Genomic DNA, 13,479 nt, shown 5'->3' with positions numbered 1-13,479 from the left:
AATGAAAAATAGATTTTTAAAAACATCTTTAATAGCTTCGCTAATAATTGGTGTATCTTCTTTTAATATTTCGTGCAATGATCAGACATTGGAAGAAAAAGAATATTTAGGTGCTTTCGAAGGAGAAAATTTCTTCAGAAACGAGCAGGACTGTTTCTTTGCGTTGGTGGGAACTTATGATCCACTTAGAAAATATGCCGGAGGATTTGAAAATATGGTCACTTTCTATAATGCTGCATCAGATGATTTTTATGCAGGAGGAGGTAGTGCAACAGATGGCGCAGGAATTCAGGGTGCATCTAATTTCCAGATCAACCAAAATACGATGCCATCAAGTTATTGGAGAGATTACTATCAAGGTATAGCTAGAGCCAACACATTGATACTGCGAACTCCAAATGCAACAATGAGTGACGACATAAAAAACCGATTTATCAGTGAGGCAAAAACACTTCGTGCACTTTATTATTTCGATTTGGTAAGAATTTTTGGAAATATTCCACTTATTTTACAGCCATTCAAAGCTTCTGATGATTTATATAACGTTCCTCAGGTAGACAAAACTGCGGTTTATGGTCAGATAGAAAAAGATCTTCTTGAAGCAATTCCTAATCTGCCAATGACAGTTACAGGAGAACAGAAAGGACGCCTCACGCAAGGTGCAGCCAAAGCACTTTTAGGTAAAGTATATTTATATGAAAATAAAAAAAATGAAGCTGCAGCTCAACTTGCTGATGTCAATGGAACCCCTGGCGGAACAAGCCAATATGGATATAAATTAGTTGCTAATTATGCCGATCTTTTCAAATCAGCACCTGTTACGGAAGCTAATGATCCATATAAATTCAGTACGGAATCTATTATTGAAGTAATGCATACAAACAAAGCAAATTCTGACTGGAGCTTCTGGGGACAAGGTAATGACGAAGGAAACTCTATCTGCATTATGACAGCACCAAGATCATACACCAGAAAAACCAATGATGCTCCGGATATTGTTTCCGGTTGGGCTTTCAACTCAGTAACAACAGATCTTGTTAGTTTTATGCAAAATGATCCACGGACAGATGCGAGTCTTTTAAACATGAATGCATTAAAATCACAAAATAAAGCAGATTATTCTCCTGCATTTATGGATTCCGGATATTTCCTTAACAAATATATGCCGACAAAAGATAAAGTAACCAACTTGCCTGGAGCTTCTGAACTTAACTATAGACAAAACTATATTTTGATAAGACTAGCAGATACTTATTTAATGGAAGCAGAAGCTCTTAACGGAACTGGATCAAGAGCTCAGGCTTTATTAGATGCTGTTAGATCAAGGGTCGGATTACCGTCTGTTCCTGTAACATTGCAGGCTGTAAAAGATGAAAGAAGAAGAGAACTAATTGGCGAAGGACACAGATTCTTCGATTTGGTAAGATGGGGAGAAGCGTCTTCAAAACTTGCATTCAAAGGTTTTGTTACAGGTAAAAATGAAATCATGCCAATTCCTTATTCGGAGTTGTCTGGAACTATTTTAAAACAAAATCCTCACTATTAATTTTCTAATTATGAACAAATATTTAAAACATACAATTTTTTTAGGGTTATCATTATTTGCAGTATCATGTGTCCCAGATAGTGTTGATGGCGACGGCAATGGCCTGACTCCGACCAATTCCGATGCATCATTTACAGTTACGAAAACTTCGGAAAACCATTATAAACTGGCTTCTTCTAATAATAACTATATCTCATCCAAATGGAATTTAGACGATGGAGGCGGATTTGGCACTGGACCAAATACTTATGATATTTTTATTCCCGATGAAGGAACTTATAACATTCAGCACCAGATAATTGGTCAAGGTGGTTTGGTTGGTGGCACCGCCAGTCAAACAATTAAGGTTGATAAAGCTGACCCGGCTGCTGGTAACATGATCCTGGGAGGAAAATTTACAGATGCAGCAGATGTAGCAAAATGGTCTATGGCTTTCCCAAATCCTTCAGGAACTGCACTATGGACTTTTGCTGATGGAAAAGCAACTTTTGTTGCTAAAGGCTGGGAAAGAAATGTATTATATCAGGCTGTGAATGTTGTAGAAGGCAGAACTTACAAAGCCGATGCTGTCGTAAGTTCCAAAGGTGTTTCTGATACCTGGTTTGAGATCTATGTAGGCTATGCAAAACCAACAGCCAACAATGATTATACTGGTGACGGCAACGATTCGACCTGGTTAAGAGGTATCAATACCTGGGCAGGAAGCGGAACTTCTGCTTTTACGGGCAAGATTTCTATTGTTGGTTCTGTTAATTCTAATAATCCGAACGGAACTTTCAAAGCTACAAAAACCGGTGTAGCATATTTTGCCATCAGATCTGGTGGTAATGATATGAAGGAAGGAATTTCTATTACCAATGTAGAATTCCGAGGCATTAACTAATTTTTTCTTATCATATTTCTTAGGTGAAAGAGGTCCTCAAAAACCTCTTTCATTTTTTATAACAAACTTGTCAATCTAATTTCATAAAAAAAGAAAGCTGTACTGGGAAATAAATATTCCATTACAATTTTCTTAAACGAAATAATGTTTGATATTAAAATTCTAATAAAATGTTCAAAAAATCATACCTATTACTTTTAGGAATCACAATCTTCTCACTTCTTTTCTGCCAAAGCAGTAATGTAGATGATTCACCTACCAATCCGCCAACAGATGGAGGAACGGACAACGGAAGTTACGCAAGCGGGAGTTTCTGGCTTACAAAAGCCGATGAATCCATCAAACTACAAAGACAAAGCAATATTATCTTCAACAACGCTTCTAATAATTATCAAACCTTGGATGTAGATGCTTCGCAGAAATATCAGACAATTGACGGTTTCGGATATACTTTAACAGGTGGAAGTGTTCAGGTAATCAACCAATTATCAGCAACAAAAAAAGAAGAATTATTACAGGATCTTTTTGCTGCAAAAGATAATTCTATAGGCATAAGTTATATCAGACTAAGTATTGGCGCATCAGATCTTAACAGCGATGTTTTTTCTTATGACGATATGCCGGCTGGTCAAACTGATGTTTCTCTTGCCAATTTTTCTTTGTCAAAAGACCAGGCATTGATTGATATGCTGAAAAAGATCTTAACCATCAATCCAAATATCAAAATTATGGCAACGCCTTGGTCGCCACCGGTTTGGATGAAGGATAATGGAAGTTCTGTTGGTGGCAGTCTTCAGCCGCAGTATTATAATGTCTATGCCCAGTATTTTGTAAAATATATCCAGGGGATGAAAGCGCAGGGAATTACCGTAGATGCTATCACGCCTCAAAATGAGCCTTTGCATCCGGGAAATAATCCAAGTTTATTAATGACAGCTCCTCAACAGGCAACTTTCATCAAAAATAACCTTGGTCCTGCTTTTCAGGCAGCAAATATCACCACGAAGATTGTCCTTTATGATCATAACTGTGACAAACCGGAATATCCAATGGAAATCCTGGCAGATGCAGACGCGGCAAAATATGTTGACGGATCGGCTTTCCACCTTTATGCAGGGAATATCTCGGTTTTAAGCAATGTTCATTTGGCTTATCCTGCTAAGAATCTTTATTTTACGGAACAATGGACAGGCTCAACATCATCTTTTTCTGATGATCTGATCTGGCATTCCAAGAATGTAATTATCGGTTCTATGAGAAACTGGAGCAAAATCGCTTTGGAATGGAATCTTGCAAACGATCCTCAATTTAATCCTCATACAAACGGAGGTTGTACACAATGCAAAGGTGCAATAACGGTTAGTACAAGCGAGGCTTTCACAAAAAATGTCGGCTATTACATCATTGCTCACGCATCCAAATTTGTTCCTCAAAACTCTCAGAGAATTGCTTCTACACAACCGGGGAATCTAAGTTCGGTAGCATTTGTAACACCAAACGGAAAAACTACACTTATTGTTCTGAATGAAGGTAACGCGGCAGAAAATTTCAATATTAAATTCAATGGAAAATCAGCAGCGGCATCATTACCAGCCAGAGCGGTGGCAACATTTGTATTTTAAATAAATTGATTTGAGTTAATTCTGAAACATAATCTATGACATTCAATAAAATTAAAATTTCATCGGCTTTAGTATTGGTTTCGATTATCAGTATTTCTTGTCTCAATCAAAAAAATACTGACAAAGGAAAACTCGTTTTTCAGGATGAATTCAGTTATAAAGGTTTGCCGGACTCTTCCAAATGGGAATTTGAAGTTGGCGGCGACGGTTTCGGGAATAATGAACTTCAGTTCTATACAAAAAACAGAACCGAAAATGCAAGGGTTGAAAATGGTATTCTAACCATCGAAGCCCGGAAGGAAAAATGGGAGAAAAACAATTATACATCGGCCAAATTAATCACCAAAAATACGTTTCCATTCCAATACGGAACTGTTGAAGTGAGAGCTAAATTACCAAAAGGAAAAGGAACCTGGCCTGCCATCTGGATGCTCAGTCAAAATATAAAAGAATGGCCGGATGATGGCGAGATCGATATTATGGAACACGTTGGCTACAATGAAGGTTATGTTCACGGATCGGTTCACACCAAGAAGTATAATCACATCATCGGGACTCAAAAAACGGATACCATCATCATCAAGGATGCGACTGAAAATTTCCACGTCTACAGAGCCGACTGGACACCGGAGAAAATAGAAATGTTTGTGGATGATGAAAAATATTTTACTTACCTCAAAACCGAAAAAGAATATGAAGCCTGGCCATTTGACCAGCCATTTTATTTAATCCTGAATCAGGCAGTAGGAGGGAACTGGGGCGGCAAAGAAGGTGTGGATGAAAAAATATATCCACAAAAATTTCTGATAGACTATGTCAGGATTTATAAAAAATAATTAATAAAAAGATGTCAATATTTTGATATCAAATTCTTAAGATAAAAATGAAAAAGACAATTATTTTATTTGCTGCTTTATCAATTGGCACAAATACGAATGCACAGAATTACTGGAAAAAAGGGATGAAGCAAGGAAAAGTGATTCTTACTTCGCAAAAAAATAATGAGAAATTTGCCAAAAAAGCCAACGCTGTTTTTACAGATTTTCCTCAGCCAAAAGAAACTGATGTCTGTGTTTTTGTAGATCCGGATTTCAAATATCAAAAATTAATAGGAATTGGCGGCGCAATTACAGACGCATCAGCTGAGGTTTTTGCAAAGATTCCAAAAGAAAAGCAGGAAGAATTTATCGAGGCTTATTATGGAAAATCGGGGATAGGGTATAACGTTATCAGAACCAATATGAACTCCTGCGATTTCTCCAGCGATAGTTATACCTATGTCAAAGACAATGACGAATCTCTGAATTCATTCGACGTAAAACACGATGAACAGTACAAAATACCTTTGATAAAGTTGGCTCAGAAAGTAATTGATCCGAAGGATTTCAGATTTTATTTCAGTCCGTGGAGTCCGCCGGCGTGGATGAAAACCAATAATAATATGCTGAAAGGCGGAAAATTGCTGGAAAAATATTATCAGATTTGGGCAAATTATTATGTTAAGTTCATTCAGGAGTATGAGAAAAGAAATATTCCGGTTTGGGGATTATCGATACAAAATGAGCCAATGGCAACTCAAACCTGGGAATCTTGTTTATACACAGCGGATGACGAAGCCAAATTCCTGAAAGAAAACCTGGGTCCAACCTTGTGGAAAAACCATTATAAAGATAAAAAAGTAATCATCTGGGATCACAATAGAGATTTGATGTATCAAAGAGCAACCACAACTTTACAAGATCCGGAAACGTCCAAATATGCGTCCGGAATTGGTTATCACTGGTACGAAACCTGGAATAATAAATCTCAACTATTTGATAATCTGGCTGAAACGCATTTGGCTTTCCCGGACAAATTTTTGATTTTCACAGAAGGCTGCAAGGAACAATTTGATTTTTCAAAAATCTATGATGTGAGTTTAGGAGAATTATATGGTCGTAATATAATCAACGATTTCAACAAAGGAACCTCTGCCTGGACGGACTGGAACATTCTTCTGGATGAAAAAGGCGGGCCAAATCATGTCGGGAATTTCTGTTTTGCCCCGGTAATTTATGATACAAAAACAAAAGAACTGCATTATACTTACGAATATTATTACATCGGGCATATTTCCAAATATGTAAAACCAAATGCACAGCGTGTCGGAACATCCACTAATAAGGATTTTTTACTGTCTACGAGCTTCCTGAACGAGAGTGGGGAACTGGTAGTGGTCGTGATGAACGAAGGTGATGCGGATACAGATTTCAATCTTTGGATCGAAGGAAAATCTTCAAAATTAGCTGCACCAGCACATTCTATCCAGACTATAATTTTATAGTTATATATTATTTTCAAAGGGACAGCAGCTAATTTTTAGCTGCTGTTTTATTTTTACAAAATTGATATAATAATTTTTTATCAACTCTTATTTTAATTTACTTTCAATCATTTTGCAATCTGCCGGATTTAGTCTTTGGCCTTTAGAATAATTGATGGCTTGCGGAGATGAATAAACTAACTTTGAAGAACCTGGATCGGCATAATCGCCAATACCTTCCAGCAAAACGCCGCTGTCCTGCAAGAAATAGATTTCTCTTTCGCTTGTAGCACCTTCAGAGGCAAATTTATAATTTAGTTTTAACGTATCACCGGCAATTTTTCCTGTGATATCTCCGGAATTAGAATCTTTTTCAAAGTTTTTATATTTCAGTTTACCGGAAACATTTCCGCTGGTAATTTTATAAGACAAAAACACAGAATCTTTTCCAATCACATTCATATAACAATAATCAACGTTTTCTTTTTCAGAAATTTGATTGGGATCTTCGGAAACGGCTAAAGTGTCAGGTTTTCTGTTTTCGACATTCATTTGTTTGCCGTCATTTTTTTCGCACGAGCAGATCATCAGCAATGTTCCCGAGAGAATTAAAAAAGCATTTTTCATAATTATTCAATTTGATATAAACATAGGTTAGAAAATATTATACCAGATTGATTTTTAGCGAAATGTAAGGAACATTAAAGTCTTAAATCAATAATTATAAAAAGTCCTATAATTTATATTATGTTAAATAGGATATATAACGTAAATCTAATCAGTGTATTATTAAATATGATATTTTGAGGGATAACTTAATTATTCAATCCTGAAATCTACCAGAGAATCAAGCTTCGGGAATTTCTTCAGAGATATGAATTTACGGTCTGTACAGTCGATTTCTTTCCAGCCTTTCTTATGGCTAAGATCACCGACTTCAACGACGTATGGCTGGTAAGTCAGATTTTTGGTATCATCTAAAATTTCTCTGTATTGTACAGCGATGTCCATAATGCATTCAAATTCTGTATTGAGCTTTACATTTCTGTAAATCAAATCAAAATGAGTTTCTTTATTCTGCGGAATGTCAAAATAAGTTTCGTAGCTCAGCGTATCGCCTTTAAGAACCGAAATGGCCTTCAAAGCAAAATATAAAGCCTGTGTGTAAAATTCTCGCGTTTTTTTTCTTTCAAGATCATTTTCATAAAATCCACCTTCAAATAATATTGCAGGGATTCCAGACTTCATAAAATTATCGCCGCTGGATGTTGGATAAAATTCGTCTGTATATTTTGCAATTCTGTTCGGTAAAATCTGTTTCATCTGCATATAAATAGCAGCAATTACAGCCATACTTTTTTTCCTGTTCTCGGTAATATCTCTTTCCTGATTTTCCGACGGCGACAGAAAAGATAACGTTGCCGGATGAATGCCGTCTGTTGTGAAAATAGTTCTTTGATCGTGGAGATTCAGCAAATAATTATAATTTCCTTCCAGTACAACAGATTTCAGAACCCGCATCTCATTACTTGAGTTTCTGATGAAATCTCTGTTGATATCAATATCATAGGCATTCCTTCTTGTCCAAGCTTCGGAACCATCAGGATTTAACATAAAAATGAAGTCTAACTGAATAAGTTCAAATAACTTTTCTTTCAGCTCCGGATGCTTTTCAAATATAGAAAGTATATCCAGCATTGCCAAGGTTGCAGTGGATTCATTTCCATGCATTTGTGACCAGGCTGCAACTTTAATATTTCCATTTCCCAAGGTTAGCATATAAATAGGTTTCCCCAAACTCGATTTTCCTATCTCTTTTATATAATCGCTGTAATTGTCCTGTAAGTAAGAAAATAATTTTTCCGGGGAAATATAGCGATCTGGGAAGTTTACATTTTGGAAATATGGAAAACTGAAATTCATTTTATTCTAAATTAATTTGTCACAAAAATAACATTTAATCTCAAATAAGTCTTGTTACATTTGTAAAATGTTTAAACAATCCAAAATGTCACTTTGTCTGTTAATTATTTTGTGGATTGATATATTTTCAATTTAATTTTATAAATTACATAATATCAGTAATTTATATAATTTAAGTAAAGTTTAATTTTAAATTTGCTTTAATATGGTATTTTGTATATTTCTTCCGTTTGTTCATCAAAACATTAAACGTGATTTGATCGGTTAATACAGGTTTTTTACAAATGTATAAACGCTTAATTCATAATAATTTCCCTATTTTTGTCATAATTACTAACAAATGAGCAACGAGGTTTTATTCCTATCCGGATTTTTAATATTTATCGTCACACTACTTCTACTCGATTTAGGAATTTTTAATAAAAAAGATTCAGCAGTATCTTTGAAACAGGCAGGATTGATGAGTATTTTCATTGTCCTTTTATCTTTAGGATTTTATATACTACTCACCTATTACGGCCACCTTATCCACGGGATAGACAGCGTGGAAAAATTGCAGGAAATTATTACAAAACATAAACATCCTGTCAGGATCATCCCAAACAACCTGGATCATAGCATTATGCTTTATGACAAAAATTTGGGTCTGGAATTTTTAACTGGTTATCTTGTAGAATATGCGCTTTCTATTGATAATATATTTGTAATTCTATTAGTTTTCAGTGGTTTTGGTGTAGCACCGCGTAATTATCATCGGGTTCTATTTTGGGGGATTTTTGGGGCTATTGTGATGAGATTCTTATTCATATTTATAGGTGCTGCACTTATCCAAAAGTTTGAATGGATTATGTATGTCTTTGGAACCTTCCTAATATATACAGGAATCAAAATGTTTATTGAGAGGAATAAAGAAGACGAAATCGATCCGCAGCACCATCCTGTAGTGAAATTTGCTCAGAAGCATTTCAAAGTTCATAACCAGTTTGTAGGCAAAAAGTTTTTTGTGGTTATCGATGGAATCAAAAAAATAACGCCTTTATTTTTGGTTTTGATTATTGTAGAATTCACAGATTTGATCTTCGCAGTTGATAGTATTCCGGCAATATTTTCAATAACTAAGGATCCTTATATCGTATTCTTTTCTAACATATTTGCCATTATCGGACTCAGATCTATGTTCTTTTTATTGGCTGGAATTGTGGATAAGTTCCGATTCCTGAAGGTTGGTCTGGCAGTGTTACTTACATTTATTGGTCTTAAAATGATTTTCCATCATTATTTAGATGATATTGGATTCGGGACTTCGCATTCGTTGATTGTTATTATATCGATCTTATTTTTAAGCATTGCAATTTCGCTTCTGTTTCCGGAAAAGAAAGTCCGTAAAGTTGAGTCTTAAACTTGCTGAAAAACAAAATGAAAACGTTGATAGCCATTTTATTTTCTTTAAACATTTACAGTCAAAATTGTAATTGTGAAAGCAAGCCCGAACTGAAGAAAATCATCTCTTGCAAAAAGGAAAAGTTTTCAAATGGTTCAACATTATCTTGGCAATTTGATTGTAATTCTTCCAGACTAATATTCCAAAACGGAAAAATTAAGAAGACAATTTTTGTATTGGAAAGTGATCTTATGGACTTCACAGGAAGGCTTGGTTATTCCAATTGGAAAGAGTATAACACTACATTTCTTATAGAAAACAGACCAGTTTCGGGTTGTTGTGACCCCTCAGAATTTATTTTATTCGACAAAAATTCCGGGAATATTGTAAAAGAATTGGGTACTTATTTGTATCAGTATAATAAAAGAGAAGATAGAAAATTTATAATTACACTGAGTGGATTTGATACAATTTACGTGACTGATTTACTCACAACTAAGATCAAAAAGATCAAAATTACTTCGGGCAGATTAGAAAATACACTTAAAAATACTAAGTTTCTATTCGCAAACGAACTCTTCCAAGAGCCAGTAGTTACAAATAGATTCGTTGTTTTAAAATATAAATACAAGAATAGCAAACATGATAATTGGAAGGTATCCACAATTAAAATTGATTTAAATAAAGGTTTATTATTCCACATATGTTATTGTCACTATCAAAGTTTTCCACAATTAATTATTAAATAAATTATAAAGCACTGATATAAAGACTTTTATTATTAATCTATATAATTTTACAAAAGTAAATTAAATCAGTTACAAATGTAATATCGATTAATTTAAATTTTATTACATTTGTGAAATGGAATTTAATGATAGAATTACAAAAGTAATCGAATATTCAGAGCTTACGCCGGCAGAATTTGCTGAAGAGATTGGTGTGCAGCGTTCTAGTATTTCTCATATTATTTCTGGCAGGAATAAACCTTCTCTTGATTTCATTACCAAGATAAAATCTGCATTTCCAAAATTCGAATGGGATTGGCTGATCAATGGTGAAGGCGAAATGCTGATCCAGGAAAAGACTGCTGAAACAATCGAGGAAAAAACTGAAACTGTAGAAAAGAAAAAACCATCATTACCGGATTTATTTTCTTTGATAGATGATGAGAATTTTGGAAAAGAAGATTCAACTGATAATTCTGTGAAAAATGACAATGTTCGAGAATCCGATATTTCTTATCCCAAGTCAGAAAAAAATATTTTATCCAATTCTCAGCCATTAGAAAAAACAGTTCAAAAACAAGAATCAAAAACCAAAAATGTCAAAAGAATTGTTTTCTTTTATGAAGACGGAACTTTTGAGACTTATGAAAATTGATTACTTTTATACTTCATATCTGGCCTTATAGTTCAACGGATAGAATAGAAGTTTCCTAAACTTTAGATCCAAGTTCGATTCTTGGTAAGGTCACTCATATTCAAAATTTATAAATCTTATCTTTGCAAAAAATTTCTTTTGAAAGATATTCTTCTTATCACGCCTCCTTTTACGCAACTCAACACACCATATCCTGCGACGGCTTATATCAAAGGTTTCCTGAATACCAAAAATATATCAAGCTATCAGATCGATTTGGGAATTGAAGTGATTTTGCAGTTATTTTCAAAAGAAGGCATTCAGAAAGTTTTTTCTAAAGAATTTGATCTTAAAAATAGTTCTGAAAACTCCCAACGCATTTTCGCATTACGAGATGAATATACAAAAACTATAGATCAGGTAGTTCTATTTCTTCAAAACAAAAATCCAACTTTAGCGAGACAGATTTGCTCCATGAATTTCCTGCCTGAAGCTTCACGATTCAACCAGTTGGATGATATGGAATTTGCGTTCGGAAATATGGGTTTGCAGGACAAAGCGAAACATCTGGCCACTTTATATCTCGAAGATCTTTCCGATTATATTGTAGAAAATGTGGATTCTGATTTTGGTTTTAGCAGATATGCGGAACGTTTGGGGAAAAGTGCCAATTCGTTTGATGAATTATATTTTAAACTAAATGATAGTCAAACTTTTATTGATGATATCACTTTGAAGATTCTTAAAGAAAAATTAGAATTGCTTCAGCCAAAATTGGTTTGTTTTTCAGTTCCGTTTCCGGGTAATTTATATTCTGCTTTCCGATGTGCAAAGTTCATAAAAGAAAATTATCCACAAATTAAAACTGCGATGGGTGGCGGCTTTCCGAACACCGAATTAAGAGAAGTTAAAGATAAAAGAGTTTTTGAATTCTTCGATTTTATTACTTTAGATGACGGTGAGTTACCTCTTGAACTCGTCTATCAAAACATATGTGAGGCTGAGGTGGTTTACACTGAGCAAAGTCGAAGTGAAGCCATATATAAGAGAACATTCCTTATTGAAAACGGAGAAGTTACTTATAAAAATAACTCTACAAAAAATGATTACAAACAAGTGCAGGTTGGAACGCCGGATTATTCCGATTTGCAATTAGACAAATATATTTCAGTCATTGAAATTGCCAATCCAATGCACAGTTTGTGGAGCGACGGCCGATGGAACAAGCTCACAATGGCGCACGGCTGCTATTGGGGGAAATGTACTTTCTGTGATATTTCTCTCGATTACATCAGACTTTACGAACCGGTTTCTGCCAAAATATTGGTTGACCGAATGGAAGAATTGATCGCCAAAACAGGCGAAACTGGATTTCATTTTGTGGATGAAGCCGCACCACCAGCCTTGATGCGTGAAGTAGCGCTGGAAATCCTAAGACGAAATCTCGTTGTAACCTGGTGGACAAATATCCGTTTTGAGAAAAGTTTCACTCAAGATCTTTGTTTTTTGTTGAAAATTTCCGGTTGTGTAGCTGTTTCCGGTGGATTGGAAGTCGCGAGTGACCGATTATTAAAATTAATTGATAAGGGCGTTTCCGTAGATCAGGTTGCAAGAGTCACAAGAAATTTTACCGAATCTGGAATTATGGTTCACGCCTATTTGATGTATGGCTACCCGACTCAGACGATTCAGGAAACGGTGGATTCTTTGGAAATGGTTCGTCAGCTTTTTGAAATGGGAATTTTACAAAGTGGATTTTGGCATCAGTTTGCGATGACAGCGCACTCACCTGTCGGAATCAATCCTGAGGAATATGGTGTGATTCCTGTGAAGCAAGAAATTTTGTTCGCTAATAATGATATTGATTTTACAGATAAAACAGGAATCGATCACAGCAAATTTAGTTTTGGTTTGAAGAAATCGTTGTTCAATTATATGCACGGAATTAATTTTGAAATGCCGTTGCAAAGTTGGTTTGACTTTAAAATTCCGAGAACGACGATCCATCCGGATTATATTCATGATTCGCTTTTGGAGGATGATAATTTTACTTTTAAACCGAATTCGAAAGTGGTTTTCCTAGAGAAAAATGTGATTGCAGAAGATTATATTAAAACTAAAAAAGGAAATTCCTGGGAATTAACACAACTTACTTTTCATCTAAAAACCAATATTTTAAAAATTGAGTTAGATAAAGAAAAAGCATATTGGCTGATTAATACTCTCAACGAAAACTCAATTGAAAATGGAAAGAAATTGAGTTTAGCGCAGCTTAAAACTGATTTTGAAAATGGCTTTGAAGATTTTGAATTGTTCTGGTTTTCGAAACCGATTCAGCAATTGAAGGAAAATGGTGTGATTTTGAGTTTTTAGTAAAAGACAAAATAATGTTCTTAAGTAGACTGTTGTTTTATGCCGAATCTGCAGCCCGACTTGAGTGGAGCTCTTTTTCTGTCATTG

Annotated in this window: 11 protein-coding genes and 1 tRNA gene; 10 read left to right on the top strand and 2 right to left on the bottom strand. The window is 34.9% G+C overall.

Annotation, left to right across the window (positions count from 1 at the left end; translation table 11 throughout):
• The first annotated feature begins 1 nt into the window (after nt 1).
• The 5 genes from ACFJGY_RS10750 to ACFJGY_RS10730 all read left to right on the top strand — a co-directional run bounded on the left by ACFJGY_RS10750 (nt 2) and on the right by ACFJGY_RS10730 (nt 6,374).
• Nucleotides 2-1,546 (top strand): RagB/SusD family nutrient uptake outer membrane protein, encoded by a 1,545-nt coding sequence (locus ACFJGY_RS10750; RefSeq protein WP_379963730.1) that lies wholly within the window; start codon nt 2-4, stop codon nt 1,544-1,546.
• A 10-nt stretch (nt 1,547-1,556) separates the two neighbouring features.
• Nucleotides 1,557-2,429 (top strand): hypothetical protein, encoded by an 873-nt coding sequence (locus ACFJGY_RS10745; RefSeq protein WP_379963728.1) that lies wholly within the window; start codon nt 1,557-1,559, stop codon nt 2,427-2,429.
• Between the two features lie 170 nt (nt 2,430-2,599).
• Entirely contained in the window at nt 2,600-4,051 is a 1,452-nt protein-coding gene (locus tag ACFJGY_RS10740) for a glycoside hydrolase family 30 beta sandwich domain-containing protein (RefSeq protein WP_379963726.1), read from the top strand.
• Between the two features lie 35 nt (nt 4,052-4,086).
• Nucleotides 4,087-4,887, top strand: coding sequence for a family 16 glycosylhydrolase (locus ACFJGY_RS10735; RefSeq protein WP_379963724.1), 801 nt, complete (start codon nt 4,087-4,089; stop codon nt 4,885-4,887).
• 47 nt (nt 4,888-4,934) lie between these two features.
• Nucleotides 4,935-6,374, top strand: coding sequence for a glycoside hydrolase family 30 beta sandwich domain-containing protein (locus ACFJGY_RS10730; RefSeq protein WP_379963722.1), 1,440 nt, complete (start codon nt 4,935-4,937; stop codon nt 6,372-6,374).
• 87 nt (nt 6,375-6,461) lie between these two features.
• On the opposite strand, the gene ACFJGY_RS10725 is transcribed toward ACFJGY_RS10730, so the two are convergent.
• Both ACFJGY_RS10725 and ACFJGY_RS10720 read right to left on the bottom strand, forming a co-directional pair.
• Nucleotides 6,462-6,980, bottom strand: coding sequence for a hypothetical protein (locus ACFJGY_RS10725; protein WP_379963720.1), 519 nt, complete (start codon nt 6,978-6,980; stop codon nt 6,462-6,464).
• Nucleotides 6,981-7,172: 192 nt separating this feature from the next.
• Nucleotides 7,173-8,276, bottom strand: a complete 1,104-nt coding sequence (locus tag ACFJGY_RS10720) for a M14 family zinc carboxypeptidase (RefSeq protein ID WP_379963718.1) — start codon at nt 8,274-8,276, stop codon at nt 7,173-7,175.
• A gap of 340 nt (nt 8,277-8,616) precedes the next feature.
• Here ACFJGY_RS10720 and ACFJGY_RS10715 point away from each other — a divergent pair, with 340 nt between their 5' ends.
• The 5 genes from ACFJGY_RS10715 to ACFJGY_RS10695 all read left to right on the top strand — a co-directional run bounded on the left by ACFJGY_RS10715 (nt 8,617) and on the right by ACFJGY_RS10695 (nt 13,392).
• A complete protein-coding gene (locus ACFJGY_RS10715) occupies nt 8,617-9,675 on the top strand; it encodes a TerC/Alx family metal homeostasis membrane protein (RefSeq protein ID WP_379963716.1) in 1,059 nt (352 codons plus the stop codon).
• Nucleotides 9,676-9,692: 17 nt separating this feature from the next.
• Nucleotides 9,693-10,406, top strand: a complete 714-nt coding sequence (locus ACFJGY_RS10710; protein WP_379963714.1) for a hypothetical protein — start codon at nt 9,693-9,695, stop codon at nt 10,404-10,406.
• A 115-nt stretch (nt 10,407-10,521) separates the two neighbouring features.
• Nucleotides 10,522-11,040 carry a helix-turn-helix transcriptional regulator gene (locus ACFJGY_RS10705; RefSeq protein WP_379963712.1) on the top strand — a complete coding sequence of 173 codons (519 nt, stop codon included), beginning with the start codon at nt 10,522-10,524 and terminating at the stop codon, nt 11,038-11,040.
• A gap of 21 nt (nt 11,041-11,061) precedes the next feature.
• Nucleotides 11,062-11,133 (top strand) — tRNA-Arg (locus ACFJGY_RS10700).
• Between the two features lie 45 nt (nt 11,134-11,178).
• A complete protein-coding gene (locus tag ACFJGY_RS10695) occupies nt 11,179-13,392 on the top strand; it encodes a B12-binding domain-containing radical SAM protein (protein WP_379963710.1) in 2,214 nt (737 codons plus the stop codon).
• Nucleotides 13,393-13,479: the final 87 nt, after the last annotated feature.

The sequence above is a fragment of the Epilithonimonas sp. UC225_85 genome, assembly GCF_042695135.1.
In the GTDB taxonomy this organism is placed as follows: domain Bacteria; phylum Bacteroidota; class Bacteroidia; order Flavobacteriales; family Weeksellaceae; genus Epilithonimonas.
Note: the sequence above shows the minus strand (reverse complement) of the source record. Positions and strands in the feature narration are given on the sequence as shown.